30 protein-coding genes are annotated in these 25,039 nt (G+C 37.5%); 23 read left to right on the top strand and 7 right to left on the bottom strand.

What is annotated here, in order from left to right; genetic code table 11:
- Nucleotides 1-37: 37 nt before the first annotated feature.
- From CKJ95_RS08685 to CKJ95_RS08665, 5 genes are all read left to right on the top strand, one after another.
- Nucleotides 38-1,408, top strand: coding sequence for a sigma-54 interaction domain-containing protein (locus tag CKJ95_RS08685; RefSeq protein ID WP_099353017.1), 1,371 nt, complete (start codon nucleotides 38-40; stop codon nucleotides 1,406-1,408).
- An 81-nt stretch (nucleotides 1,409-1,489) separates the two neighbouring features.
- Nucleotides 1,490-2,905 (top strand): lysine 2,3-aminomutase, encoded by a 1,416-nt coding sequence (gene ablA, locus CKJ95_RS08680; protein ID WP_099353016.1) that lies wholly within the window; start codon nucleotides 1,490-1,492, stop codon nucleotides 2,903-2,905.
- A gap of 21 nt (nucleotides 2,906-2,926) precedes the next feature.
- Nucleotides 2,927-3,199, top strand: a complete 273-nt coding sequence (locus CKJ95_RS08675) for a YokU family protein (protein WP_099353015.1) — start codon at nucleotides 2,927-2,929, stop codon at nucleotides 3,197-3,199.
- A 73-nt stretch (nucleotides 3,200-3,272) separates the two neighbouring features.
- Entirely contained in the window at nucleotides 3,273-3,491 is a 219-nt protein-coding gene (locus CKJ95_RS08670; protein ID WP_099353014.1) for a YozE family protein, read from the top strand.
- A gap of 352 nt (nucleotides 3,492-3,843) precedes the next feature.
- Nucleotides 3,844-4,536: a hypothetical protein gene (locus tag CKJ95_RS08665; protein WP_099353013.1), complete on the top strand. Its 693-nt coding sequence runs from the start codon at nucleotides 3,844-3,846 to the stop codon at nucleotides 4,534-4,536.
- Here CKJ95_RS08665 and CKJ95_RS23200 read toward each other — a convergent pair.
- Nucleotides 4,533-4,730, bottom strand: coding sequence for a hypothetical protein (locus tag CKJ95_RS23200; RefSeq protein WP_142353929.1), 198 nt, complete (start codon nucleotides 4,728-4,730; stop codon nucleotides 4,533-4,535). The two genes, CKJ95_RS08665 and CKJ95_RS23200, sit on opposite strands and share 4 nt — an antisense overlap.
- 145 nt (nucleotides 4,731-4,875) lie before the next feature.
- Here CKJ95_RS23200 and CKJ95_RS08655 point away from each other — a divergent pair, with 145 nt between their 5' ends.
- A complete protein-coding gene (locus tag CKJ95_RS08655) occupies nucleotides 4,876-5,046 on the top strand; it encodes a YozD family protein (RefSeq protein WP_099353214.1) in 171 nt (56 codons plus the stop codon).
- 115 nt (nucleotides 5,047-5,161) lie between these two features.
- Nucleotides 5,162-5,932 carry a sporulation protein gene (locus tag CKJ95_RS08650; RefSeq protein WP_099353012.1) on the top strand — a complete coding sequence of 257 codons (771 nt, stop codon included), beginning with the start codon at nucleotides 5,162-5,164 and terminating at the stop codon, nucleotides 5,930-5,932.
- A 40-nt stretch (nucleotides 5,933-5,972) separates the two neighbouring features.
- On the opposite strand, the gene CKJ95_RS23330 is transcribed toward CKJ95_RS08650, so the two are convergent.
- Together CKJ95_RS23330 and CKJ95_RS23785 are read right to left on the bottom strand one after the other, a co-directional pair.
- Nucleotides 5,973-6,119, bottom strand: a complete 147-nt coding sequence (locus CKJ95_RS23330; protein ID WP_010281467.1) for a hypothetical protein — start codon at nucleotides 6,117-6,119, stop codon at nucleotides 5,973-5,975.
- 14 nt (nucleotides 6,120-6,133) lie between these two features.
- Nucleotides 6,134-6,268 (bottom strand): hypothetical protein, encoded by a 135-nt coding sequence (locus CKJ95_RS23785; RefSeq protein ID WP_257215740.1) that lies wholly within the window; start codon nucleotides 6,266-6,268, stop codon nucleotides 6,134-6,136.
- Between the two features lie 135 nt (nucleotides 6,269-6,403).
- Between CKJ95_RS23785 and deoD the strand changes: the two genes are divergently transcribed.
- The 5 genes from deoD to CKJ95_RS08625 all read left to right on the top strand — a co-directional run bounded on the left by deoD (nucleotide 6,404) and on the right by CKJ95_RS08625 (nucleotide 10,919).
- A complete protein-coding gene (gene deoD, locus CKJ95_RS08645; RefSeq protein ID WP_099353011.1) occupies nucleotides 6,404-7,108 on the top strand; it encodes a purine-nucleoside phosphorylase in 705 nt (234 codons plus the stop codon).
- A 60-nt stretch (nucleotides 7,109-7,168) separates the two neighbouring features.
- Complete coding sequence (locus CKJ95_RS08640; protein ID WP_099353010.1) at nucleotides 7,169-9,361, top strand: amidohydrolase family protein; 2,193 nt, start codon at nucleotides 7,169-7,171, stop codon at nucleotides 9,359-9,361.
- 67 nt (nucleotides 9,362-9,428) lie between these two features.
- On the top strand, nucleotides 9,429-9,668 hold the full coding sequence (locus CKJ95_RS08635) for a hypothetical protein (RefSeq protein WP_099353009.1): 240 nt from the start codon (nucleotides 9,429-9,431) through the stop codon (nucleotides 9,666-9,668).
- A gap of 101 nt (nucleotides 9,669-9,769) precedes the next feature.
- Nucleotides 9,770-10,579: a bifunctional DNA-formamidopyrimidine glycosylase/DNA-(apurinic or apyrimidinic site) lyase gene (gene mutM, locus CKJ95_RS08630; RefSeq protein WP_099353008.1), complete on the top strand. Its 810-nt coding sequence runs from the start codon at nucleotides 9,770-9,772 to the stop codon at nucleotides 10,577-10,579.
- 73 nt (nucleotides 10,580-10,652) lie between these two features.
- The gene (locus CKJ95_RS08625; protein WP_099353007.1) at nucleotides 10,653-10,919 is read left to right on the top strand and encodes a phosphocarrier protein HPr; all 267 of its coding nucleotides are present in this window, start codon (nucleotides 10,653-10,655) and stop codon (nucleotides 10,917-10,919) included.
- A gap of 42 nt (nucleotides 10,920-10,961) precedes the next feature.
- Here the strand turns inward: CKJ95_RS08625 and CKJ95_RS08620 are convergent, their stop codons facing one another.
- Complete coding sequence (locus CKJ95_RS08620; protein WP_099353006.1) at nucleotides 10,962-11,195, bottom strand: hypothetical protein; 234 nt, start codon at nucleotides 11,193-11,195, stop codon at nucleotides 10,962-10,964.
- 176 nt (nucleotides 11,196-11,371) lie between these two features.
- Between CKJ95_RS08620 and CKJ95_RS08615 the strand changes: the two genes are divergently transcribed.
- The 3 genes from CKJ95_RS08615 to CKJ95_RS08605 are packed head-to-tail and all read left to right on the top strand — an operon-like array spanning nucleotide 11,372 to nucleotide 12,761.
- Nucleotides 11,372-11,716, top strand: a complete 345-nt coding sequence (locus CKJ95_RS08615) for a YojF family protein (RefSeq protein ID WP_099353005.1) — start codon at nucleotides 11,372-11,374, stop codon at nucleotides 11,714-11,716.
- A gap of 45 nt (nucleotides 11,717-11,761) precedes the next feature.
- A complete protein-coding gene (gene bshB2, locus CKJ95_RS08610; protein WP_099353004.1) occupies nucleotides 11,762-12,427 on the top strand; it encodes a bacillithiol biosynthesis deacetylase BshB2 in 666 nt (221 codons plus the stop codon).
- A 55-nt stretch (nucleotides 12,428-12,482) separates the two neighbouring features.
- On the top strand, nucleotides 12,483-12,761 hold the full coding sequence (locus CKJ95_RS08605; protein ID WP_099353003.1) for a hypothetical protein: 279 nt from the start codon (nucleotides 12,483-12,485) through the stop codon (nucleotides 12,759-12,761).
- A gap of 370 nt (nucleotides 12,762-13,131) precedes the next feature.
- Here CKJ95_RS08605 and CKJ95_RS23780 read toward each other — a convergent pair whose 3' ends face one another.
- Nucleotides 13,132-13,260 carry a hypothetical protein gene (locus CKJ95_RS23780; RefSeq protein ID WP_257215739.1) on the bottom strand — a complete coding sequence of 43 codons (129 nt, stop codon included), beginning with the start codon at nucleotides 13,258-13,260 and terminating at the stop codon, nucleotides 13,132-13,134.
- A 92-nt stretch (nucleotides 13,261-13,352) separates the two neighbouring features.
- On the opposite strand from CKJ95_RS23780, the gene CKJ95_RS08600 reads away from it, so the two are divergent.
- The gene (locus CKJ95_RS08600; protein WP_099353002.1) at nucleotides 13,353-14,183 is read left to right on the top strand and encodes a deoxyribonuclease IV; all 831 of its coding nucleotides are present in this window, start codon (nucleotides 13,353-13,355) and stop codon (nucleotides 14,181-14,183) included.
- A 109-nt stretch (nucleotides 14,184-14,292) separates the two neighbouring features.
- On the opposite strand, the gene CKJ95_RS08595 is transcribed toward CKJ95_RS08600, so the two are convergent.
- Nucleotides 14,293-15,657, bottom strand: coding sequence for an MATE family efflux transporter (locus CKJ95_RS08595; protein WP_099353001.1), 1,365 nt, complete (start codon nucleotides 15,655-15,657; stop codon nucleotides 14,293-14,295).
- A gap of 185 nt (nucleotides 15,658-15,842) precedes the next feature.
- Between CKJ95_RS08595 and CKJ95_RS08590 the strand changes: the two genes are divergently transcribed.
- The 5 genes from CKJ95_RS08590 to CKJ95_RS08575 all read left to right on the top strand — a co-directional run bounded on the left by CKJ95_RS08590 (nucleotide 15,843) and on the right by CKJ95_RS08575 (nucleotide 21,009).
- The gene (locus CKJ95_RS08590; RefSeq protein WP_099353000.1) at nucleotides 15,843-17,081 is read left to right on the top strand and encodes a DHH family phosphoesterase; all 1,239 of its coding nucleotides are present in this window, start codon (nucleotides 15,843-15,845) and stop codon (nucleotides 17,079-17,081) included.
- Between the two features lie 84 nt (nucleotides 17,082-17,165).
- Nucleotides 17,166-17,273 carry a putative holin-like toxin gene (locus tag CKJ95_RS24065; protein WP_373604844.1) on the top strand — a complete coding sequence of 36 codons (108 nt, stop codon included), beginning with the start codon at nucleotides 17,166-17,168 and terminating at the stop codon, nucleotides 17,271-17,273.
- Nucleotides 17,274-17,557: 284 nt separating this feature from the next.
- Entirely contained in the window at nucleotides 17,558-18,442 is an 885-nt protein-coding gene (locus CKJ95_RS08585) for an ATP-binding protein (RefSeq protein ID WP_099352999.1), read from the top strand.
- A gap of 10 nt (nucleotides 18,443-18,452) precedes the next feature.
- Complete coding sequence (locus CKJ95_RS08580; RefSeq protein ID WP_099352998.1) at nucleotides 18,453-20,369, top strand: vWA domain-containing protein; 1,917 nt, start codon at nucleotides 18,453-18,455, stop codon at nucleotides 20,367-20,369.
- A 241-nt stretch (nucleotides 20,370-20,610) separates the two neighbouring features.
- Nucleotides 20,611-21,009, top strand: coding sequence for a hypothetical protein (locus CKJ95_RS08575; RefSeq protein WP_099352997.1), 399 nt, complete (start codon nucleotides 20,611-20,613; stop codon nucleotides 21,007-21,009).
- A gap of 31 nt (nucleotides 21,010-21,040) precedes the next feature.
- Here CKJ95_RS08575 and CKJ95_RS08570 read toward each other — a convergent pair whose 3' ends face one another.
- Nucleotides 21,041-21,490: a cupredoxin domain-containing protein gene (locus CKJ95_RS08570; RefSeq protein WP_099352996.1), complete on the bottom strand. Its 450-nt coding sequence runs from the start codon at nucleotides 21,488-21,490 to the stop codon at nucleotides 21,041-21,043.
- Nucleotides 21,491-21,669: 179 nt separating this feature from the next.
- Here CKJ95_RS08570 and CKJ95_RS08565 point away from each other — a divergent pair, with 179 nt between their 5' ends.
- Together CKJ95_RS08565 and CKJ95_RS08560 are read left to right on the top strand one after the other, a co-directional pair.
- The gene (locus tag CKJ95_RS08565) at nucleotides 21,670-22,785 is read left to right on the top strand and encodes a histidine kinase N-terminal domain-containing protein (RefSeq protein WP_099352995.1); all 1,116 of its coding nucleotides are present in this window, start codon (nucleotides 21,670-21,672) and stop codon (nucleotides 22,783-22,785) included.
- A gap of 79 nt (nucleotides 22,786-22,864) precedes the next feature.
- Nucleotides 22,865-25,036, top strand: a complete 2,172-nt coding sequence (locus tag CKJ95_RS08560) for a DNA topoisomerase III (protein WP_099352994.1) — start codon at nucleotides 22,865-22,867, stop codon at nucleotides 25,034-25,036.
- The last annotated feature ends 3 nt before the right edge of the window (nucleotides 25,037-25,039 follow it).

The following is a 25,039-nucleotide window of genomic DNA, read 5'->3' as shown; positions in this document are numbered from 1 at the left end:
CCGGAATTTCATCATGTGATGAGGGAGGTGGAGATGCATGCAAATCGGGGAAGAACTAGTCATTGCCATATTAGATAGTATTGATGAAGCCATACATGTTGTAAATGAGGAAGGAATAACCATCTTCTATAATCAGGTAGCATCCGAACATGATGGGCTTAGTCGGGAGGAAGTACTTGGTAAGCATCTTCTCGAGGTCTTTCCTTCTTTAAATGAGGATTCTAGTACTCTTTTAAAGGTCATTCGCACAAAACAGCCGATTTATCATCTTCCCCAAACCTATAAAAACAAATGGGGAAAGCTGATTGATACGGTGAATACTACCTTACCCATCCATATAAATGGGAAATTCATAGGTGCTGTTGAAATTGGAAAAGATTACTCGAAGATCAAAGATTTATCCAATAAATTAATGGACCTGCAATCAAAGGTTCGCAGTCCTTCAAAAAAGCCTCAAGAATTATATGGAGCAAAATACACATTTCATGACATCCTGACGAAAAATGAGCGCTTCAATGCTGTGAAAAAACAAGCAATGAAGGTTGCGAACTCTTCATCTACTGTTTTAGTATATGGGGAAACAGGAACAGGTAAGGAACTTCTTGTGCAAGCGATTCATAATGCCTCACCTCGAAGGCAGGCTCCTTTTATAGCACAAAACTGTGCGGCGTTACCAGAAAGTTTATTAGAAAGCATTTTATTTGGAACGGTTAAAGGGAGCTATACGGGTGCCGTGGACCGTGCTGGGTTGTTTGAAATTGCACATGGCGGGACGCTTTTTTTAGACGAAATCAATTCGATGCCACTAGAGCTCCAATCCCGATTGCTCCGTGTACTTGAGGATGGGATGGTCCGAAGAATTGGAAGCCCGAAAGCTCTTCAAGTCGATGTTCGTGTGATTGTTGCGCTAAACAAATATCCAACAGATTGTGTGAAAGATCATGAGCTAAGACCTGATTTGTATTATCGTTTGAATGTTTTCTCATTGGAGATTCCACCCTTAAAGAAGCGACTCGAGGACATACCGTATTTAGTCGATCATTTTGTCGGCCTCTATAATCATAGCTTTCAAAAAAGTGTCTCAAAGGTCGATGATGAGGTCCTTCAATTATTCGCTAGCTATCTTTGGCCAGGGAATGTAAGAGAATTAAAACATATCATTGAACATGCGATGATTATGGCTGAAGGATCATCACTTACAACTGATTTATTACCTAGTCATCTTATTGATACGCAAGCAACGTCTACAGTAACATTAAGACCGCTTCGCGAAGTCATACAAGAAACCGAAAACTCTTTGATCGATGCAGCCATGAAGAAGTCAGGTGGGAACATCAACAAAGCGGCAAAACTCCTAGAAATTCCACGTCAAACCCTGCAATACAAATTGCAAAAGCAGAATAATTAGCCCATTTTCATTTAGATCTCTTCTCTACTTATCAGTTGGCATGCTACTTGCATGTTAAAAAGAGTAGGGAGGAGATTTTTTATGCAGATGAACTTATATAAACCTGATCGTCATTGGAAGGACATTGAATTATGGAAAGATGTAACAGAAGAGCAGTGGAACGATTGGATTTGGCAATTGACGAATACAATCCGCACAATTGATGATTTACGTAAGGTCATTAATCTAACTCCAGAGGAAGAAGAAGGAGTCTTAATCTCCACAAAGACGATTCCTTTAAATATAACGCCTTATTACGCATCCTTAATGAATCCTGATGATCCACGTTGCCCAATTCGGATGCAATCTGTGCCAATTGGGAAAGAAATTTATAAAACAAAATATGATTTAGAAGATCCTCTTGAAGAAGATGAGGATTCACCAGTACCCGGTTTAACACATCGTTACCCAGACCGTGTCCTCTTTTTAGTAACAAACCAATGCTCGATGTATTGCCGCTATTGTACGAGACGACGATTTTCCGGCCAAATTGGCATGGGGGTGCCGAAAAAACAACTAGATGCCGCAATAGGCTATATCGCCAACTCACCTGAAGTACGTGACGTCCTTATTTCCGGTGGTGACGGCCTTCTAATTAATGACAATATTCTTGAGTACATTTTGAAAAATTTACGCGCGATTCCGCATGTGGAAATCATTCGTATCGGTACTAGAGCACCCGTTGTATTTCCGCAACGTATAACAGAAAATCTGTGCAATATTTTAAAGAAATACCATCCTGTTTGGTTAAACACACACTTCAATACGTCCATTGAAATAACGGAGGAAGCAAAAAAGGCGTGTGAAATGTTGGTTAACAGTGGTGTTCCAGTCGGAAATCAATCGGTTATTTTAGCTGGTATTAACGACAGCGTCGAAATCATGAAAAAACTGATGCATGATTTGGTCAAAATCAGAGTTCGTCCTTATTATATTTATCAATGTGATTTATCGGAAGGGATTGGCCACTTTAGAGCACCGGTTTCAAAAGGGCTAGAAATTATCGAGGGCTTACGTGGCCACACTTCAGGCTATGCGGTGCCAACCTTCGTCGTCGATGCACCTGGTGGAGGCGGGAAAATTGCGGTTCAGCCGAATTATCTACTTTCACAAAGTCCGGAAAAAGTAGTATTACGTAATTTTGAAGGCGTAATCACCACCTATCCAGAGCCAGAAAACTATGTACCAGGCCGTGCAGACGCTTATTTTACAGAGCATGTAGGCTCGCTCGAAGATAAAAAATCAACTGCAGGAATAGCGGGACTTCTTGGTGATGGCTTTAACCTTGTCCCTGAAGGCATAAACCGAATTTCAAGAAGAAAGAAATACAATGAAGACCCAAGTCATAGTACATTAAAAGATAAACGTGATAAACGGGATGAATTAAAGGAGAAAAAATACCAATCTACTTTACAAAAAATGAAGGGCTCTAGTAAGGAAGATGAAAAGTCTAGTTAAATGTGATTGGAGGTCATATTCTTGAATTGTATGTGGTGTGATTCGGAAAAGGCGAAAGAAGCAACAAACAGTGTATTTTGGGAACTCCCAGATGGAACAAGAGCAATTGAAATTACCGATACACCTAGCGTAAAGTGTGATGAATGCGGAATGGAATATCAAGAGGAAACCATTATCAATGAAATCGAAGACCAACTCATGTTAATCGATACAAAAAAACTTTTGAAGACAATTAGCTATAAAGAACTTATGGAGATTCCGAGATTTCTAAAGCATAACTACTTCCGTTTTTAAACTATTTTCAGTTGACTTGATACCATAACGTGATAAAATGACAAAACGAACGCTTATGTAGGATGTGGTTTTTATGGGAAAGTCATTTTATCACTATATTGTAAAATTCCGTACGGCAAAAGCGAAAGATGATATTAGTCAATTTGCAAATGACATCTATTTGGATCATAGCTTTCCAATTTATTCGAAGGATTACAATGAATTGAGCTCTTATTTGGAGCTAAACGGCCAATATTTAAAAAGTATGTCTATTTTCGATAAAGCCTGGGATCTTTATGAAAACGAGGATTGAGTAATAACCACCGAGATGCGGAATCTCGGTGGTTTTTTACGTTTTAAGAACTGATTTGCCGATGCAATTAGCGATCAATCTCTATTTATGGCTGAAAAATTTATTTTATGGCTGATAAATTAAATTTATAGCTGTTAATTTAAATTACCGGCTATTATTTATAACTTATGGCTGTTAGCGAAATTCTTCCAAAATAAACCTCTATAACGAACACCTCATCCCCACAAATTTTAGGCTCGCCACCCCTTAATATTTCTTGATTCACAAGCCCTATTATAATGCCGTTTTGTAAAAGACTTGCATATACTATTTCACACCCTTTAAATCGACACCAAAGCAGAGGGATGAGGATATGGATGGTAAAAGCAAAAAGCCAAAATACAAAATCGGGGATATCGTCGTTGTTAAGTTATATGGAACAGTTGGATCTGTGACCGATATCCGTAAGCTAGATGGAAACTTTCTATATAAGGTCAATAAAGGCGAGGCATTTTACACAGAATCGGCGCTAACCTTGCTTTCCCAATACAAAGCAAAGTCGATGGAAATTGAAAAAATCGATATTGAATACAAATATTATTTTGGTGACCTTGTCTTTGTTCAAGGATATGACAATGATGTATTTAAAATTGTCGGGATACACACTGAAATTTGGAGATACAAAGAGGGTGCATGGGAGGATGTGATTTACGAACTAGCGCGAGTGACAGACGGTGAGTGGCTCGAAGCAGGAGAGGATGAGCTGACACTACTTGCAGATTTTGATCAAGCCGAAACATTCCTTCAAAAATATTCGTTGAAGTATTTTGTGAAAAAGAAAAACAATAATGCGGGGATGTATGAAAATATGGATATCTATCGTAAATCCGAAAAAGATCATATGCGTATTAAAAAAGAGAAACAAGAAATCATTGATGGTTTATTAGATGTGTACAACGACTACAAGATCCTGTACGACATGTTCCAGGATCAGAAATATAAAGATGTTATGGATTTAGCTATGAAAAATCTACAAAAATTTGAGTCCGGGAAAGGTAACGATTAACCCATGAGCAACGCTTGTACTAACACATAAAAGAAATAAGGGATCCCTAAAAATAAAATAACAGAAAACAATCCTTTTGTTACTTTTCCTAACACTTTATCAAATCCGTCTCCGTCAATAAATGCTAGGAATTTATTGGTGTGATTCACTTCTTCTTGTACTGGAAATTTTACAATAACGGCTTGCTTTGTCATGAGAACCCCTCCATTAGGCTTGTCCAATTCTTATATTCCATCCTATGTATGAACTTTTGATTTCATGACTAAAAAATAATATACATATGAAATGACATAGGTGACGTTTTTACATCATACATCTTTAGTAAAGGGGGCGATCATGCTGAAGGAGATTGAGGTTGTTATTGATACGGAGGAAATTGCAGAGTTTTTCTATAACGAGCTTGTCCAAAGGGGATTTGCCCCAAGTGAGGAAGAGCTAGAGGAGCTAGCGGATATTACATTTGAATACTTACTCTTTAAATGTGTAATTGACGAAGAAGATGAAGACTAGGTACATAAGACGGCGGGGCAACCCGTCGTTTTTCTTTTGAAAAAAAATTCTTTTTTTAGAAACTTTTTTCATGCCCAGTCGTATAGTTTTATATCAAGAATTAGGAGGAATGGCCATGTCTTTATTCAATAAACTTTTTTCAAGTATTGGAATTGGAAGTGCAAGAGTTGATACAAAGCTAACAACTGACCAACTAAGAGCCGGTGAAAAGGTTTCTGGCGTTGTTGAAATTGTTGGGGGAAAAACAGAACAGCAAATCGATGAGATTTATCTTTCCTTAATGACAACCTACATTAAAGAATCGAATGATAAAAAGTTTAATCAACAAGCAACAATTGAAAAAGTGAAAATTGTTGAGCGTTTTACAATTGGAAGTGATGAAAGACGTGAGATTCCATTTTCTTTTGTCCTCCCACTTGATACACCTGCAACGCTCGGGAAAACAAGAGTGTGGATTCATACAGGCTTAGATATTAAAAATGCGATAGACCCATCAGATAAAGATTATATTTCAGTTTCACCATCTCATCTTGCAGCAGGTGTGTTGAATGCGGTATATGATTTAGGCTTTAGCTTACGTAAGGTTGATTGTGAAGCGGCACCTTACCGTCTAAGAAGACGACTTCCATTTGTACAGGAATTTGAGTTTGTCCCAACAAGTGGACAATATCGTGGAAGATTAGATGAAGTAGAAGTGATGTTCTTCCCACAATCAGAAGATCGGGTGGAAGTGATGATGCAAGTGGATCGACGTGCACGTGGGTTAAGTAGCTTCCTAGCTGAGGCGATGGATATGGATGAATCTTTCGTAAATTTCACTGTAACGACTGACGATCTACCAAACCTCAAGTCAAAAATTAACCAAATTATTAGCCGTTATAGCTAATTGAAAAAGGGCGCCCTGCAAAGGGACGCCCTTATTTCATTTATTCATTATGCCCTGGTCCGTTTTTACGACCACCAGCAGCAGAGAATTCTTTACCATGAGCGATTTGTTCCGCCTCAATTGCTTCAGGTGGAGTATGGTTGTTTTTCTTAGGCGCATTAATACGATTGCGATTTTTCTTACCCATTTTATTCCCTCCAATTATTTAGGCTGCATAAAGCCGTCTTTTGCTTTTTTCGATGTATTTGGTGGATTACCAACACCTTTTGTGGTGTTAGTTGCATTTGCATAGTCAACAGCTTGTCTTAATTTTTTGCTCATTTTTTCGTTAGCCATGTACGAATACCCCCTTTTTGAAGATGATACAATCTTATCTTTCCCCATATTTTTGCGTTAATCAAACTTTTTAAGTAGAATGGAATTGTGGTAACATAGATAAAGTGCAATTTTTACTACATAGGAGGATCATGAATGAGTACACATATTGGAGCAAAGCAAGGGGATATCGCTGAAACAATTTTGCTTCCAGGAGACCCATTGCGTGCAAAGTATATTGCTGAAAACTTTCTTGAAAATGTTCAATGCTACAATGAAGTTCGTGGAATGCTCGGTTTTACCGGTACATATAAAGGAAAGCGTGTGTCTGTCCAAGGAACAGGAATGGGGGTTCCATCCATTTCAATATACATACATGAATTAATGAATGAATATGGAGTCCAAAACTTAATCCGAGTCGGAACTTGCGGTGCGATTCAAAAGGATGTAAAAGTGCGAGATGTCATTTTAGCGATGACTTCCTCAACAAACTCACAAATGAACCGCATCAACTTTGGGAGTGTCGACTATGCTCCAACGGCATCATTTGATCTATTGAAAAAAGCATATGAGGCAGGTACTGAAAAAGGCCTTAATCTTAAAGTAGGAAATGTCTTCACAAGTGACGTTTTCTATAATGAAAATGCCGAACTAGAAAAATGGGCACAGTATGGGATTCTTGCGATTGAAATGGAAACAACTGCACTCTACACATTAGCAGCGAAGTTTGGTCGAAATGCATTATCAGTTTTAACAGTTAGTGATCATATTTTAACCGGAGAAGAAACAACAGCTGAAGAACGTCAAACAACATTTAATGATATGATCGAGGTTGCTCTAGAAGCAGCGTTGAAAGAGTAAACGGGAGGGGAAAAGATTTCGGGATTCGAGATTTTTTCCTCTTTTATTAGGGTGATAATTATGAAAAATCGATTTATTAGATATGGTGTGACGTTAGCAGTTGTCTTGTTTGTCGCCTTTTTTGGGTCAAAAATCATTTCACCATCTGAGTCTTTTACGGATACCGATGAAGAGGTAAAAAGCCAACTAGTTGTAAATGGCTTTAAGATAGAAGGGATTACCTTTTATGGGAATCAAGTTCTCGCCTTGTTAGAGGAAAACGGTCAAAAGAAACTTTATATCGGGGACCGACAACAGTCTGTGATTGAGAATGTGACACCGTGGGTGGATTACCAAGTTCCAAACAGTCCTGATAAAACCTATAGAGGGGTGGAAGTGAATCCGGACGCCCATTTGTTGTATTTGTACGGAAAGAAAGATGATGGCAGCAATTTTATCGAGATGATTAATATTGGCACAAAAGAAACGATTACCGAAATTCCGTTTGAGGGTACCGCTAAAATCAGTAATATTAAGTTTAAGAATGGCTACGAGGAAGGAATGCTCTATGCCAAGACTAATCATGAACAAAAAAAAGCCGAGATTATTTTTAATACACCAGAATTTGATTCCCATATGGACTTATTCGTAGTTGACCTTCCATCGAAAAAGGCGACAGTTGATTGGGTCGATGCTAATCCTGAGCTAGAGCATATTGTCTACACAATCAAAGACAAAGGGAAGATTTCTGCTTTTGTTCATGAATTAGCCACCAATAAGACAACCCAACTTGAAAAAATTAGTGGAGATAAGTTTCTATTCGATGGGGAACAGCTCATCGGCTTTAAATCAAAAAAGAACAAGCTAGACATTAAAGAGTTCAAATACAAACAAACGACTTCTGAAGAAGAACCACAGAATGAAACTTTTGATATCGTGATTAAGAATGGAATTGTGATCGATCCAGACAAGGAAACCATGAAAATTGGATATCATGTTGGAATTAAGGACGACAAAGTGGCTGCGGTTACAAAAACACCTATTCGTGGAGAGACAGAAATTGATGCGTATCAAAAAATCGTAAGTCCAGGCTTTATTGATATGCTGTCGTTCAATCCAAATCCTATGGCAGCGAAATTCAAGATTGGGGATGGGGTTACAACAAATCTATCCATGCACGGATGTACTGTTGATTTTAACGGATTTTTTAATCAATATGAAAACTATCCAACATCGGTAAACTATGGGGGTGCTTTGTTTGCGGTTCGCTTACGATATGAAGCTGGACTTGGCAACCATGGCACACCAACTCAGGAGCAAATTGACTATATGGTTAAACGAGCAGATGAGGAAATTAAAAAAGGTGCGCTCGCAGTAGCATTTAGCCCTGAGTATTATCCAGGAACGACACCTTATGAGATTAAAGCAATCATGAAAGTTGCAAAGAAATATGGCATTGTCACACATTTCCATGGAAGGCATTCTAGTCTAACAGGTGAACATACAAGTATTGATTCAGTTAAAGAAGTTCTTGGTTATGCAAGGGAGCTTGATGCTCCGGTTCATTTTATGCATCTTCACAGTACAGGTGGGACAGGTGCAATGGATGAAGCATTAGCTCTGATTGAAGAGGCTCGTGCTGATGGTTACCAAATCACATATGATGTATACCCATACGATTCTTGGGCGACAGATATTTCATTTGAACGTCTCAGTGGAGATTGGCAAACAAGGTTTGGCATATCCTATTCCGACATTCAAGTAGCCGGTACAACTGAGCGACTAACCAAGGAAACTTTTCCGATTTATCGTAAGAAAGGTGGACAAGTCATCGTTTATGCGATGGATGAGGACGAGCTTATTCAGGCATTACAAGTTGACCATAGTATGATTGGCAGTGATGCAACGATGGATAGTGAGTTTAATCACCCAAGAGGAGCGGGAACATTTTCAAGGTTTATCGGGCATTACATTCGTGACCTTGATATCTTACCACTGATGGAAGGGATGAAGAAAATTACCATTCATTCCGCGAGGCAGTTAGAAGAAATTGCACCAGCAATGGGAACAAGAGGAAGGCTCCATGTTGGAGCAACTGCAGATATTACGGTTTTCGACTACCATGAGATCATTGACACTTCAACAGCCGAAAAACCAGCATCCTTATCCAATGGGATTGATTATGTCATCGTATCGGGAAGAATTGCAAAAAACGAAAATGGTGTACAAACTCAGGTTAAAAATGGACAACCGATAATGGGGGTATTCGAATAAATTTTTTCCTTACCTTTATCATCATATTCCTTTAAAAAAAGCAGATACTTTTATAGAGGTGATTTTGATGAATCATGAAAAAGATTTTGATCGGGATCATGATCGTGAAGATGCGCTAACAGAGAATGCTTTAAAGGAAGTCCTAGAAGCAGCCTATACTGCAGAGTCTGAACTAATGCGACGCTATTTAATTACCTCAGAAAGGGTTCATTATGATCATGAACTGAAAGAAAGACTTGCGAACTTCGCAGAAGGAAATGCAAAGCGCACAAAACAGCTCCAAAATGAAATTTCTAAACTTCACTAATTAAAAGCCACGAGGGACTCACACCTTCGTGGCTTTTTTAGATACATGAAATATTCATTTATTGTTTAAGCTAAATGAAAACAATCATCGGAGGTGGAATAATGCCCGAGTTGCCAGAAATGGAAACATACAAGAACCTCCTTCAACTGAAAGTAGCAGGTCATGTCATTCAAGATGTAGAAGTAAACCGTGAAAAATCAATTAACACCTCGGTTTCTGATTTTACAAAAGAACTTGTCGGAAATAAAATTAGCCAAATCCATCGTAGAGGGAAGCATCTCATTTTTGACCTTGAAAGCGGAAATAAATTACTGCTTCATCTTATGCTTGGTGGTTTGATGTATATTGAAACGGATAACGATACAATTTCAAGGACAAAACAAGTGATTTTTCGTTTTGCATCACATCAACTTTGTTTTATTGGATTGAGATTAGGTTATTTACATCTACTTACGCCTGACCAAGTCAAAACCGAATTAGCAGATTTAGGACCAGAGCCTCTTCAACCTGGTTTTACACTTCAGTCTTTTGAAAAATTAGTTGAAAACAAAAGGGGAATGATTAAAACAACGCTTGTCGATCAAAATTTTATCGCAGGAATCGGAAATTGTTACTCTGATGAAATTTGCTTTGCTGCAGGACTTCAACCGACCAGAACGTTTGACACGCTTGATGGGGCACAAGTTCAAAAATTGTATCAATCGATCCATTCTGTATTTCAAGATGCCATTCGGTTTGGTGGATATATCGAGCAGCCACTTTTTAAGGGAGATCAATTAACTGGCGGTTATGATGAGAAATGTAAGGTATATGACCGAGAAGGTGAAGCGTGTGTTCGTTGTGGTTCCGTTATTAAGAAGAAAGAAGTGTCTTCAAGGAAAACATTTTTCTGTGCAAATTGCCAAATCTAAAAATTACACTTGATTATCCTATAGGTTAATGGCTATTCTATATATGAGTCAATAATAGAAAGAGGGATTTTTTATGGCAGAAAAAACATTTACAATTACTAGTGACGCTGGCTTACATGCAAGACCAGCTACAAAGCTCGTACATAAAGCAAGTCAATTTCAATCAGAAATTACACTTACTTTCAACGGAAAGTCTGTAAACCTTAAATCAATTATGGGTGTAATGTCTTTAGGTGTACCAAAAGGTTCACAAATCGAGATTCAAGCAGAAGGTAATGATGCAGATGCAGCAATAGAAGGAATTGAGTCTGTACTAAAAGAAGAAAACTTAGGCGAATAACACCGAATAAAAACAACCATCATTTTAGATGGTTGTTTTCTGTTATGCTGTTTCTTCGTCCTCATCCTTTGATAGAACTAATGCCCCATGTCGAATTAGGTATTGAAAATGGGAAAGTGGGAAGACCCCTTTTTGCTTTGATTCGAGCTCAATTCGAACTGAGGAATGATTTATCTCAACAACTTTTAACGTTTTTGCTTCACATAAGTTCGGCACGAATTTCGAAGTGATACCAAATTCCATATTATTTACAAGTTCAAGGTTTTCTCTTGCCAATTTTGTTCACCACCTTCTTCATATACGTAATATGTCCAATACGTAGAAAATCATACCATCTTTTCAAGGGATTGCTATTAATTTGATTTTCAGTTCGCATTATTGGAATTTTATTGATAAAATCGTTAATATTTATATATGATTACATATTTATAAAGAGTTTGGAGGATTCACATTTGAAACCCATTAATAAAGAAGACGTACAGGATTTAATTAACCGTTTTGCTAATCAAAACGTTTATATTCACCTTGAAACCACAAATGGCGCATATGCTGTACATTCTGGCGCTAAAAAAACATCAGCTGGTGCATTTATTCGAAATGCCCTTGTTACGTTTACAGAAGGAAAAATCGTTGGAAATGACCCGTACCGTGTAGGCCTTAAGATGGATATCGGTTGGATTTATGCAGAAGGGTTAACAGATTGGGAGCTAGACGAGAAGGACCGTTTATTACTAGCAGGTCATGATGAGGAAGGGAAACTTGCAGTTGCACTTCAAATTAGCACAACCCCATTCTAGAGTTTTGGAACTTCAACGGCATATTTTAATAAAAGGAGTAGTAAAATGGAGCGACATATTTTAATTGTATTACCACATCCAGATGATGAAGCATTTGGTGTATCAGGTTTAATTAGTTTAAATACACAGAAAGGGGTTCCTGTTACATATGCCTGTCTAACCCTTGGGGAAATGGGCAGAAATTTAGGGAATCCATTTTTTGCAACGAGAGAAACCTTACCCGAGATTCGAAAAAAAGAGCTGAGAGAAGCTTGTAAAGCATGTGGTATAACCGATCTCCGCATGTTAGGATATCGTGATAAAACACTGGAATTCTTAGATCCAGAAAGAATCGCAGACACGATTGAGGAAATTATAAAGGAAGTAAATCCATCCCTGGTTATCACCTTCTATCCTGGACATGGTGTCCATCCTGACCATGATGCGACAGGAGAAGCAACCATTCGTGCGGTTAAACGTATTCCGAAAGAAAATAGACCGACCGTATACTGCAAAGCAATCACTCATGACCGTGTTGAAAAAATTGGTGAACATGACGTTGAGTTTGATGTAAGTGAAGTATTAGACAAGAAGATTGAGACACTAAAAGCACATCGTTCCCAAACAGAAGGATTGATGGGAAATCTGCTCCAGAAGATTGATGACAGTGACAATGAAATTATTGAGTGGCTACGAACAGAAGTATATTGGACATATAAGTTTGACGATTAAGGACTTAGAGCCCAACTTTTGATGGGCTCTTGGGTGTAAAAGGAGCTATATGAAAATGGATCCTGTTAATTTTGATCAACTTCTAAAAGCATATCAGTCCCTTTGGATGAATCGTCGACTTTGGCAAAAGGACGTGAGCAGCGAAGACATTCTGCGTTCCACAATCCAAAGGGATTTACTAGATGAATTGACCCATCCAAGACTTCGTAAAACTCCGTATGAAAAATTTTTCATGGCTAGTAGACGAATTTTCGACTCCAGTCTAACGATTGAAGAAAAGCTTAGCCTGCAGCATGTTTATCTTGAGGAAATGGAAAATGTGAAGAAATTGTAAACAAAACAAGAAAATATTTACAATTAGTACTAATTTCCGTTGTACAACTCCTGAGTTTCCTTTATAATCTGATGATAATAAGAGAGACTCGTCAAAATATCTCAGCATATCTAGATTTGAAAGGGGTATTTTTATGGAGATGAATATGTATATGGAGATTTCAGTCATTTTATTTTTGATTTTTGCATTTACCTTCGCACATTCCATTTATAAAGGATCACATAAAAGAGTAGCCAAAATACTTAGTGCAACATGTATAAGTTTATGTTCGTTTACGATTGTCTGGAGAGCAACAAGTCTTTGGTCGTATTTTTACTAAATAAATAGATAATGAACAAACAAAAAGAGCGAGTTGAATTCCGCTCTTTTTTCATTGCTCTTCGTCTTCAAATATAGAATTAATTTTTTCAGGTGATACAATGTATAAACCCATTTCCTCTTCTAATTCTTCGATTGACTTATTTTGTACCGTCTCGTCTTTTGATGTAAAGTCTTCCATTTTTCTCACCTCAAAACTAGTATGTCCATTAATTGAATAGTTCCTACTCTGATAGAAAAACTAACTGTATATGTAGGATAGGAGACGAAATCATGAGATTTGGTAGTCATATTAGTATTAGGGAAGGGTATTTAGGTGCTGCTCAACATGCTAAAAAAATCGGAGCAAGAGCTTTTCAATACTTCCCAAAAAATCCACGAAGCCTGTCTGTTAAAGAATATAATATTCATGATGCACAGGAATGTGCGAAGTTTTGTAAAGAGCATAATATCCTAACAATTGCCCATACACCGTACCCAACCAATTTAGTTGCGGATGAAGGGCAAATTGAGCTTGTTAAGGACTCGTTATTAAATGATTTGGAGATTGCAAATGAATGCGGGTCGATTGGTGTGGTTGTTCATTTTGGTGTGTTAAAAAATGCTACAGATCCTCTCGAAGGCTATCAGCGGATGATTGGAACTTTCAATGACGTTCTGTCGAAGTGGGATGGAGAAACATTGCTGCTGTTAGAAAATAATGCTGGTAAAAGTGGGTCAACTGGAACAATGCTTGAAGAGCTTGTCCAAGTAAGGCAGCTTACAGAGTTTCCAGAGAAAATCGGTTTTTGTTTAGATACTTGCCATGTATTTGCAAGTGGTGTTTGGGATGGAGACAATTGGGCTGATATTGAAGCAAAAGGGATTGAGCTCGGTTATTTCGAACATCTAAAAGCGGTTCATTTAAATAATTCAGCATACCCCACCAGATCTATGAAAGACCGTCATGCCAATATTCCCTATGGAGAGATAAGAGTAGAGCAAATCAAAGAATTATTATCGAGTTCCGTATTCGGTGATATTCCGTTTGTACTCGAAACCCCACACGAGAATCATTTTTCACATGAGGATGAAATTAAGTTTTTGAATGAGATGACGGAGTAATTGGCTATCAGCCATAAATGAAAAATACAAAATCAATATAATGTCCATAAAGTTTAATTTAGAGACAACTTTACAAACAAAAAACCAGCCCGTAAAAGGCTGGTTTACATCATTTTTCACTTAACTTAATCCGTGCTGCTCTTTTCTGTACGATAACCAATCGACCAGATAATGTTACTGCACCGGCAGCTAATCCAACTATCAAGCCGATCCAATAGCCGAACGCATTAAGCGTTGTAAATTTTGCCAAGGCATATCCTACAGGCAAACCAATCACCCAATAAGAGATAAGTGTCATCACAAAAGTTGTATTTACGTCTTTATAGCCACGAAGTGCACCTTGGATGGGTGCTGCAATGGCATCTGAAAGCTGAAAGAAAATCGCATATAGTAAAAATTGAGTTGTTAATCCGATAACTGCAGCATTTGTTGAGTACATTTTTGCAATTGGCTCTTGTAACACAAGAATAATCAATGCACAAACTAGCGCCATGATGACAGCGATACAAATGCCAAGTATACTATATTGTCTGGCATCCTTAAATCGTTTCGCACCGACCTCAAAGCCGACTACGATTGTAAGTGCCATCGAAATACTTAAAGGAATCATGTAAAGCAAACTCGCAAAGTTAATCGCGACCTGGTGGGCAGCAATAGTAGTGGTATTAAATTCACTCATTAACAATGTTACCGCTGAGAAAATACTTGTTTCAAAAAAGATTGCAAAACCAATTGGCAACCCGAGCTTTAGGATTTCGCCCCAGCTTGAAAAAGATACTGAATAAAGTTTTCGTAAAACACGATATTCAGTGAATGGTGGCCGGCTTAAAATAATCCAAACGGCTAAAAACACAATCAACCAATAGGTAATGGCTGTGGCATAACCTGCACCGGCACCACCTAATTCAGGAAAACCGAACTTTCCAAAAATCAACAGATAATTAAACAATACATTAATCGGTAACGAAGAAAGAGTAATAATCATCGTCACCCGTGTATGACCCAGTGCGTCAATAAATGATCTCAATACTGAATAAACAAAAAGAGGAACTATTCCAAACGAAAGTCCGATCAAATATTCCTTAGCTATTTCCCGAACTTCGGTCTCAAGGTTCATAAATCCTAAAATTGGGTCAAGGACAAATCCACCAATTACAGCAACGACTATTGCTATGACAATGGATATATATACACCTTGCATTACGGAATATGGAACCTTATTTCTTTGTTTTGCTCCAACATATTGGGCGATAATGGGTGTCATCGCTACTAATATCCCCGACAAGCCTGTGTACACCGGTACCCAAAGACTTGAACCAATCGCAACTCCTGCAAGATCGTTTGCTCCAGAACGACCAGACATCATCGTGTCCACAAAATTTATGAGATTAAGACCAATCTGTGTTGCCAGAATTGGAAAGAGGATATGAAAAAATAATTTATTTTTTTCTTTTAAATTATGTGTTTGATTCATAAAAATATTTCCTTTTGCCTTCCTTGATGATTAATGGATTATATCACAAAAATGACAGAATGGTAGGTGAAAATTCTTCGATTGACAACCAATACTCGTCCTTTTTTCTTTTTTAGTGTAAAGTAGTAAATGGGTATGAAAATAGCAAATCTAATCGAAACTAGGAGTAAAAGGGGGAATCCGACTTGATAAAGTTATTTTCAGATAGTGATTTAGACGGAGTAGGATGTGGACTTGTTGCCAAACTGGCATTTGGTGATGAGGTTGATGTCTCCTATTGCTCTTACCGAAACTTAAACGAGCGCGTGGAAAAATATATTGAAAACCCAGAACACCATCAAGCAAAAGTATACATAACGGATCTTGCAGTGAATGATAAAAATGAAAAAGCATTGGAGAAACGTCATAAGAAGGGTCACTACATACAGATGGTTGACCATCATAAAACAGCCATGCATTTTAATAAGTATGACTGGGGATTTGTACAGGCTGAATATGAGTCAGGCAAGAAAACGTGTGCAACTTCACTCTACTATGAATTTCTTCTTGAAAAAAATCTCATCCAAAAACATAATGGCTTAGAGGCATTTATTGAGCTTGTAAGACTATATGATACGTGGGAATGGGAAACTGAGAATCGCGTAGAAGCGAAACGCTTAAATGATTTATTTTTTATTATTGGAATTGAAGAGTTTGAAACGAAGATGCTAGAACGACTTCAAAACAATCAAGACAATTTCCAGTTAACGGAAGCGGAAGAATTTCTATTAGATACGGAAGATAAGAAAATCGAGCGATATATTAACTCGAAAAATAGACAAATGGTACAAACATTTATTGAAGATTATTGTGTGGGTGTTGTTCATGGGGAACAATACATTTCTGAACTTGGAAATGCACTCGGAAAGCTAAATCCACATCTTGACTTAATTGCGATATTAAATGTTGGCACGAAAAAGATTGGACTTCGTACCATATATGATGAGGTCGATGTATCTGAATTTGCAAAACGATTTGGTGGTGGGGGGCACCCGAAAGCATCAGGATGTTCACTTGGTGATACTGCATTTGAACTTTTTGTCAAAAATACATTCCCATTATATGCAATCCGCCATGATGCACCTGAAAACCAACTTAATCTCAAAGAGAATGATAATGGAACTCTGTTTGTGAATCGAAAAGGAGAAAAGTCCTTTATCTTTAAAAAAGACGTTCGTTGGGTTATTCACCACGACAAGAAAACACTCGATGCAAAGTTTTCAACATTTGAAGAAGCGGAGCGCTTTGTCAAACGTCAATTTGCTAGTGGCTTAGCCTTCGATAATGAACTTCTTGCCTATATTGGTGAGCATCTTAATAAGAAAGAGGATGCGATTAAAGCAAACCTCGACGGGGCACTCGTAAGTCTAAAGAACCAATTTTAAATGAAACGTGTGTTCGTATGGTAAAATGTGCTATAATGAATAAGCAATAGTTTGTCCGATAAGGGTGGTCGGCTAAGCTCCCAAATGAAAGGGGGTGATGCCTATATGACGATATATGAGAGCCTTGTATTAATGCTTTCGTTCGCGTCTCTTGTTGTTGCGATTTTATCTTTTGACAACAATAAAAAATAGACCTCCCTTTTTCCGCTAAAAATCGGGTGAGGTCTATTTCATCTTAGGCTGATCCTCTTAGTGGGACCATTCTATTGCTAGGCCGTAGATGCTCGCAACATCTGCGGTCTATTTGTATTTTACGAGTATTTATTATTATAATACCATATCTTCATAAAAAATGTCACAAATACTTGAATTTCAAGGTGTATTCATTGCTTCAATGTACAAACTTCGGTAAAATACGTGGGGACATAAGAGGTTATTCACATAATAAACATATGTATGAGAGGATTTGATACTTCATGACGATTCAACTAGAAGATTTGAAGTTACCGATAAATTTAAAAACTGAGATTTCAAATAGAATAAATCAAGTTTCCGGTGATGAACTATTAATCGGAAAAGGTGGTTACACTCCTTCAGATATCAATATTATTCGAGATGCGATTATTGCACTTAGCATTGGTAAAAATGTGCTATTAAAAGGCCCAACTGGTTCAGGAAAAACAAAGCTTGCTGAAACCATTTCACAGTTATTCCAACAACCAATGTACAGTATAAACTGTTCAGTCGACCTAGATGCAGAAGCCTTGCTTGGCTACAAAACCATTCAAGAGCATGATGGAAAAATGAAAATCGAATTTGTTTCTGGACCTGTAATCAATGCGATGAAAAAAGGTTATTTACTATATATCGATGAAATCAATATGGCAAAACCTGAAACATTGCCAATTTTAAATGGTGTACTTGATTATCGTAAAATGATCACAAATCCGTTTACTGCTGAAGTAGTCCGTGCAGAGAATGGCTTCGGGGTCATTGCTGCAATTAACGAGGGCTACGTTGGAACTGTACCTCTAAATGAAGCATTGAAAAACCGCTTTGTCGTAATTGAGGTACCATATATTCAAGGAGAAACACTGAAACAAGTTCTTCAATCACAAACAGCATTGAAAGACGAAAATGTAATCAATAAATTTGTTTCCTTGTCTGCTGATTTAATTACACAGGTCCGAGGTGGCATGCTTTCTGAGGAAGCGGCATCGATTCGGGCATTGATTGATACTTGTGATTTAGCCATGTATATGCCACCATTGCGCGCCATTGAACGTGGTATCATTGAAAAATTAGAAGATGATCGTGAGAAAGCAGCCGTTAAAAATATAGCAGAAACTCTGTTCGAGTGAGGTTTTTACAATGAGATTTATTCAATTTAATGATAAAAAGGTTGACTCCTTTCTATTCATGGAATTATCGGACCTTGCCAAAACTATCTCTAAAAATCCTGAGCTCGAAATAGAGTTAGGCTATAAATCCTATCTTGATCCGATCCAGCAAAAGGTTATCATTAGTCATTTTTGGGATAATCGCACAACTAGCGACAAACGAAATGGACTATTAAGTGATGTTTTTTTACGGACGATTGGTAGCATGAAATATACGGATTTTAAAGAAATTGATCGCTATTTATCATTCTGTAGAAAAAGTGATCTTCCGAGTTTCGCGAAACAATTATTTATGTTGTTCGAAGATAGTCGTTTGGAAGAACAATGTAAAAAGGAACGGCCAGGAACACGAAAAGCATTTACTGAAAGACGACGTATTTATCGCAAGTATTATGAGGATCAGCTCCATGTCAACATTGTTAAAAGTGTACCAACTGATGCCTTGTTTAACAGCATCTTTGTTCTACTAACGGCTGAATCTCCACTTGAAGAAATTCCGTCGATTCAACAAAAAATTGATCTCTTGATTCCGTTTTTACGAGGTCAAATTGAGAAAGTCTTTGATGCAAAAAGGACAAAGGACATCATCAAAATATGCATGGAAATCATCGATGTACTAGAGGATGTTCTTGATGAAGATATGTTAAATACGTATTTTCATTTACCAGAACTCGATTATGAAATACTTGAAGATGGCTTAACAATTGACGACTTGAAACGGAAGGATAAATTGAAAAATAATGATGTACTTGATGATGTCAAAAAAGGGGATGAAGATATCCATGAAGAGAAGTTCGAAACCTGGCATCGAGAAACAAGTACACCAACAAAAAGCTTTTTACAATTTGATCTAGAACAAGGTTCACGAACGAATCTGATGGGTGAAGGGGCCAGAGAAGGCGAAGAGGGTGACCAAGCGTTAGGAATTGCCCAAGGCTCGTCTAAACAAAGTAAAAATAAAGATTATTCCAAGATGGAAGCAATGGAAATGGTGCATTCTGAAAAGGAAGGTTCCTCTGAAGCTGAATTTGGAAAAGAAAATCGTTTTGCTTTCCCTGTATTTAAGAGTGCACGAAAACCAATTGACGAAGAAGTCATCCAATACGAAAAAAACAAAACGATCATTGCTCCTTATCAGAAAAAGCTCAAGCAAATGATCCTTAAAACATTGGAACATAAAAAGAATCTCCCAAGAGGGGATTTGCATTTTGGAAGATTAAATAAGAAGCTAATTCGTATCTTTACAGACGACAATCCTAGATTATTTTATAAAAAAGAACAGCCATCCCATCAAATTGATGCGGTATTCTCATTGTTAGTAGATTGTTCAGCATCGATGTACGATAAAATGGACCAAACAAAGCTAGGAATTGCACTCTTCCACGAAGCATTAAAATCTGTCCAGGTTCCTCATGATGTGACAGGTTTTTGGGAGGACACCAATGATGCAGATAGTACAAAACAACCGAACTACCTGCAAACGGTGATCGATTTTGACTCAAGCTTAAAGCGCAGCTACGGTGCGGAAATCATGCAGCTCGAGCCAGAAGAAGACAATCGCGACGGTTTTTCCATTCGTTTGCAAACGAAGAAACTCTTACAACGAACCGAGAAACAAAAATTCCTACTTGTCTTTTCCGACGGAGAGCCCGCAGCATTTGATTATGAGCAAAATGGGATAATTGATACACACGAAGCCGTATTAAAAGCACGAAAGCATGGTATCGAAGTCATCAACGTTTTCTTATCAAATGGAGAAATTGATGAAGGCCAACAAACAACAATTCAAAACATATATGGTAAATACAGTATTTTGGTGCCAAACATTGAGCAATTACCAGATGTCCTGTTCCCATTACTGAAAAAACTACTATATAAAAGTATTTAAAACGGTTATTTCGTCTTTTTTAAAAAATACGGCTAATAATAAAGTTTTACGGCCGATATTTTAGATTTATGGCCGATAAAACAATTATACGGCCAATAACCAAACTTTATGGCTGATAGCACTCCGACTCTAGAATACATTATGAAAAATCCAGCTGCTTTTAGCTGGATTTTTTCTGTACTAGAATGTTATCCCTTCACCCATCATATGATGAATTATCAAGCATTTAGGGGTGATGGAAGTGCAGGATTCCAAGCGGTTTACACAAATTCCGGAAGAACTCATTTCAAAGTATTTTACATTAAGTGAAAAAGCAAAGGAAATTGAGAAGGAATTAAAGGAAATGAAGAAGGTTATTAATGTGTATTTTGATGAGACGGTAGGGAAGCAGGAAAAAGGGGAGTCAATCGTTGGAGATTATAAGATTCAACGACAAATACGTACCTCTGAAAGCTACCATGATGAAAAAATGGTGAAGAAATTAGAGGAACTCAATCTTGTGGATTGCATCCAAATTATAAAGCAACCTGACCAACAGAAAATTGATGCCGCTATTACACTAGGTCTTCTTGGACAAGCAGACATAGAGGATTGTATTGTGAAAAAGACAACAAATGCAATCACTGTGCGTAAACAATAAAAACAGGAGAGCCAGCTCTCCTGTTTTACTTTTAATCTACAACAATATAACCAATCATCGGACCGTTATTATTAATATCCGAGTGATTCAGACAAATGATGCGATACATGCCTTCTTCCTCGAAGTTTGCTTTAATCGTGATTTCTTCTCCTTTTTTCACTGTTCCTTTGATGTCTGTACCTTCGATATAGAACGAGTGCTCCTTGCCATTTACCCCATAAATATTAAAGGTCACTTCCTTACCTTGAGGAACATAGACCGTCCCTGGATTCCAGAAATAGGATTCAATTTCTTTGCCATCATCTGTTTTTGATGTTAATTCTCCAGTTGTAATATGTATTACAACATCATCTTTGGCAGTTGTTTGTGGGGCTATCGTTGGAATGATCTCAGGCTGCAACCAAACCCAACCTCCAATCATTACCACTGCAGCGACAAAAGCGGCAACAATCCAACTCCTTTTAATCACAACAAATTTCATAATCAACCCTCCTATAGTTTGTCTCCCTATAATGTATGCTTGACCCACTCGAAAACTTGTCTACTATTTAAGTTTTTTTAAAATTCTAAAAAGGAGTTTTGCGAAATATGTAGAATATTATATAATATATAACTTTGAGATTATGAGCTGATTGAAGTGAAAGAAAGGACTTGAACGGAATGAATCCTGTAGTAGGAGAACTGATTTATTATCTCGAAAGCAATTTATCGTTTTTTTTAACATCTTGGAAAGATAAAGCCGTAATGTCTGAAACTGACATTCATAAGGAAAAATTAGTGTTAAATGGATTAACGATGTTTGAACTGATTAGAAACTCATTAATTAATCCAATCGATGAAGAAGAACTAAAATCGTTTGCTCATAAACTAGCCAAAGAACGAGTGGAAGCAAATATTAATATTGGGGAATTTATCTATAATGTAAACCTAGGTCGAACAGAAATATTAAAATACATATACCGCTCAAAACTGGATCATGATCAATTAGACCCTATTTTTGAAGAAGTGAATCGGATTTTCGATTTGTTCTCCTACTATGCTGTTTCCAAATATACAGAAATGAAAGAGAATCAGCTCCAGGAAAAAATACAATACATAGACCAAAGTCATCAAGAGCGTCTTACCATTTTGGGACAAATGGCATCTACCTTTGTTCATGAATTCCGAAATCCACTTACGGCAGTCATTGGTTTTGTTAAATTAATCGGAAATGATAACCCTAACATTAAATATTTGGATATCATCAGTCATGAACTCAATCAGTTGAATTACAAAATTTCGCAATTTCTTCACGTGTCTAAGAAGGAATTAATTGAGAAAAGTGAAAATGAAGTTTCATTACTTGATTTATTTACTGAAATTACCGAATTTATTTACGCGAGTATTTTAGATGGTGATGTGAAAGTACATACAAATATTGGCTCGAACATTTATATTACTGTTAATGAGGATGAGATTAGACAAGTATTACTGAATATTCTCATGAACTCCATTGACGCATTAAAACAAAGAGAAACCGACCGCAACATTATCATTAAGGGGTATAATCTCGATAATCAGATTATTGTGTCTATTTCTAACAATGGCCCAGCCATACCTAAGGAATCCTTGGATACAATATTTGAACCATTTTATACAACAAAGGAATTTGGGACTGGGATTGGACTTTTTGTTTGTAAAAAAATTATTGAAAAACACGGTGGATCTATATCATGTTCATCAGATTCAAATTTAACAGAATTTAAAATAGTTCTACCATACAGTGATGCTAGTTAAACTCGGGAAAAGACCGAGTTTTTTTATGTCTAAAAATAGGAATCGTGTATAATAGGAAGAGTGAATTGGAGGAGTTAATATGAAATCACTAGTTCTTGCAGAAAAACCTTCTGTTGGAAGAGACATTGCGCGTGTCCTTAATTGCCATAAGAAAGGGAATGGCTTTTTCGAAGGAGATAAATATATTGTGACATGGGCACTTGGCCATCTTGTTACATTAGCAGACCCTGAAAAATACGGAGACCAATATAAATCATGGAAATTAGAGGATTTACCGATTATACCGAATCCGCTTAGCCTCGTTGTCATTAAGCAAACAGGCAAACAATATAGTGCCGTTAAAACACAAATGCATCGTAAAGATGTCAACGAGATTATTATCGCAACGGATGCCGGTCGTGAAGGTGAGCTTGTTGCTAGATGGATCATTGAAAAATCAAATACACGTAAGCCGATCAAACGGTTATGGATTTCATCTGTGACGGATAAAGCGATTAAGCAAGGTTTTGCAAACTTAAAAAACGGAAAGGAATATGAGAATCTCTATTCCTCAGCCGTTGCCCGTGCTGAAGCTGACTGGCTAGTCGGAATCAATGCAACAAGAGCATTAACAACAAAGTTCAATGCACAGCTCTCTTGTGGGCGAGTGCAAACTCCAACATTAGCGATTATTGCAAAGCGTGGAGAAGAAATTCGGAACTTTAAACCAATACCTTATGTTGAAATAAATGCATTAACGGACGGATTAACCTTGAAGTGGCAGCATGAGAAAACAAAGGAACAACGTATTTTTAAAAAGGAAGTTTCAACTTCCATTGTACGTTCTCTTCAAGGACAGGAAGCAAAAATCATCGACGTGCAAACTGCACAAAAGAAAAGCTATGCACCGCAGCTCTATGATTTAACAGAGCTACAACGTGACGCAAATAAACGGTTTGGATTTTCAGCAAAGGAGACCTTAAATGTCCTCCAAAAGCTTTACGAACAACACAAGCTTGTTACGTATCCAAGAACCGATTCAAAATTTCTATCAACTGATATTGTAGATACTCTGAAGGATCGAATTGAAGCATGTATGGTGCAACCATATGCGAAGCTTGGTGCCAAGATCCTGAAAAGCGGGATTAAAACGAACAAATCGTTTGTTGATAATAGTAAGGTCACAGACCACCATGCGATTATTCCAACTGAGGATCGCCCGAATTTACAGGCCTTATCTGCCAAGGAAGAAAAAATTTATGATTTAATTGTAAAACGCTTCTTAGCTGTCTTTCTTCCACCTTATACGTATGAACAAAAAACCGTTCAGGCACGCATTGGCAAGGAACTTTTCGTGGCAAAAGGGATTACAGTTTCATCTTTAGGTTGGAAAGAAGTGATTACTTCAACTGACGAGAACGATGATGAGGGTCAAATACCAGCTTCCGTTCAACCAGGGTCAACCCTGAAGGTTCTATCTGTAAAAGAAGTACAAAAAGAAACGCAGCCACCCAAGCCATTCAATGAAGGAACCTTACTTTCCGCAATGGAGAATCCAGCAAAATATATGGCTGGAGAAAGCAAGGATTTAATTGAAACCATTGGCAAAACAGGTGGATTAGGTACGGTTGCGACACGTGCGGATATCATTGAAAAGCTTTTTAATACATTTTTAATTGAAAAAAAAGGCCAAGACATCCACATTACTAATAAAGGAAAACAACTATTAGAGCTAGTACCAGATGATTTGAAATCTCCTGTGCTATCAGCTGAGTGGGAGCAGAAGCTTGAACAAATCGCAAAAGGGCAATTGAAAAAGAATAATTTCATCTCGGATATAAAGCAATACACAAAAGAAGTTGTTAAAGACATAAAAATGAGTGATTCAAGGTTCAAGCACGACAACATTACAGGCACAAAATGTCCTGATTGTGGGAAATTGATGCTTGAAGTCAATGGGAAAAAGGGAAAAATGCTCGTTTGTCAGGACCGTGAATGTGGTCATCGTAAAAACATTGCAAAATTAACAAATGCAAGATGCCCGAACTGTCATAAGAAATTGGAACTACGCGGGGAAGGGGAAGGTCAATTATTCGTATGTAAATGTGGACACCGAGAAAAATTGTCAACCTTCAATGAGCGACGCAAAAAGAACCAATCAGGAAAACTATCTAAACGAGAAGTGTCCAATTTCATGAAAAAACAGCAAAAAGAAGAACCAATCAATACCGCATTAGCAGATGCTTTAGCAAAACTTAAGCTTGATAAGTAGGTT

This window comes from Fredinandcohnia onubensis (assembly GCF_002734285.1).
Lineage (GTDB): Bacteria > Bacillota > Bacilli > Bacillales > Bacillaceae_L > Ferdinandcohnia > Ferdinandcohnia onubensis_A.
This window is presented reverse-complemented; position numbering and strand designations above follow the sequence as displayed.

What these genes read in the sequence shown, in the direction of transcription:
- CKJ95_RS08685 (WP_099353017.1), top strand. Translation starts at nt 38, where the DNA reads ATGCAAATCGGGGAAGAACTAGTCATTGCCATATTAGATAGTATTGAT.
- ablA (WP_099353016.1), top strand. Translation starts at nt 1,490, where the DNA reads ATGCAGATGAACTTATATAAACCTGATCGTCATTGGAAGGACATTGAA.
- CKJ95_RS08670 (WP_099353014.1), top strand. Translation starts at nt 3,273, where the DNA reads ATGGGAAAGTCATTTTATCACTATATTGTAAAATTCCGTACGGCAAAA.
- CKJ95_RS08665 (WP_099353013.1), top strand. Translation starts at nt 3,844, where the DNA reads ATGGATGGTAAAAGCAAAAAGCCAAAATACAAAATCGGGGATATCGTC.
- CKJ95_RS23200 (WP_142353929.1), bottom strand. Translation starts at nt 4,730, where the DNA reads ATGACAAAGCAAGCCGTTATTGTAAAATTTCCAGTACAAGAAGAAGTG.
- CKJ95_RS08650 (WP_099353012.1), top strand. Translation starts at nt 5,162, where the DNA reads ATGTCTTTATTCAATAAACTTTTTTCAAGTATTGGAATTGGAAGTGCA.
- CKJ95_RS23330 (WP_010281467.1), bottom strand. Translation starts at nt 6,119, where the DNA reads ATGGGTAAGAAAAATCGCAATCGTATTAATGCGCCTAAGAAAAACAAC.
- CKJ95_RS23785 (WP_257215740.1), bottom strand. Translation starts at nt 6,268, where the DNA reads ATGGCTAACGAAAAAATGAGCAAAAAATTAAGACAAGCTGTTGACTAT.
- deoD (WP_099353011.1), top strand. Translation starts at nt 6,404, where the DNA reads ATGAGTACACATATTGGAGCAAAGCAAGGGGATATCGCTGAAACAATT.
- CKJ95_RS08640 (WP_099353010.1), top strand. Translation starts at nt 7,169, where the DNA reads ATGAAAAATCGATTTATTAGATATGGTGTGACGTTAGCAGTTGTCTTG.
- CKJ95_RS08635 (WP_099353009.1), top strand. Translation starts at nt 9,429, where the DNA reads ATGAATCATGAAAAAGATTTTGATCGGGATCATGATCGTGAAGATGCG.
- mutM (WP_099353008.1), top strand. Translation starts at nt 9,770, where the DNA reads ATGCCCGAGTTGCCAGAAATGGAAACATACAAGAACCTCCTTCAACTG.
- CKJ95_RS08625 (WP_099353007.1), top strand. Translation starts at nt 10,653, where the DNA reads ATGGCAGAAAAAACATTTACAATTACTAGTGACGCTGGCTTACATGCA.
- bshB2 (WP_099353004.1), top strand. Translation starts at nt 11,762, where the DNA reads ATGGAGCGACATATTTTAATTGTATTACCACATCCAGATGATGAAGCA.
- CKJ95_RS08605 (WP_099353003.1), top strand. Translation starts at nt 12,483, where the DNA reads ATGGATCCTGTTAATTTTGATCAACTTCTAAAAGCATATCAGTCCCTT.
- CKJ95_RS23780 (WP_257215739.1), bottom strand. Translation starts at nt 13,260, where the DNA reads ATGGAAGACTTTACATCAAAAGACGAGACGGTACAAAATAAGTCAATC.
- CKJ95_RS08600 (WP_099353002.1), top strand. Translation starts at nt 13,353, where the DNA reads ATGAGATTTGGTAGTCATATTAGTATTAGGGAAGGGTATTTAGGTGCT.
- CKJ95_RS08595 (WP_099353001.1), bottom strand. Translation starts at nt 15,657, where the DNA reads ATGAATCAAACACATAATTTAAAAGAAAAAAATAAATTATTTTTTCAT.
- CKJ95_RS24065 (WP_373604844.1), top strand. Translation starts at nt 17,166, where the DNA reads ATGAAAGGGGGTGATGCCTATATGACGATATATGAGAGCCTTGTATTA.
- CKJ95_RS08585 (WP_099352999.1), top strand. Translation starts at nt 17,558, where the DNA reads ATGACGATTCAACTAGAAGATTTGAAGTTACCGATAAATTTAAAAACT.
- CKJ95_RS08580 (WP_099352998.1), top strand. Translation starts at nt 18,453, where the DNA reads ATGAGATTTATTCAATTTAATGATAAAAAGGTTGACTCCTTTCTATTC.
- CKJ95_RS08570 (WP_099352996.1), bottom strand. Translation starts at nt 21,490, where the DNA reads ATGAAATTTGTTGTGATTAAAAGGAGTTGGATTGTTGCCGCTTTTGTC.
- CKJ95_RS08565 (WP_099352995.1), top strand. Translation starts at nt 21,670, where the DNA reads ATGAATCCTGTAGTAGGAGAACTGATTTATTATCTCGAAAGCAATTTA.
- CKJ95_RS08560 (WP_099352994.1), top strand. Translation starts at nt 22,865, where the DNA reads ATGAAATCACTAGTTCTTGCAGAAAAACCTTCTGTTGGAAGAGACATT.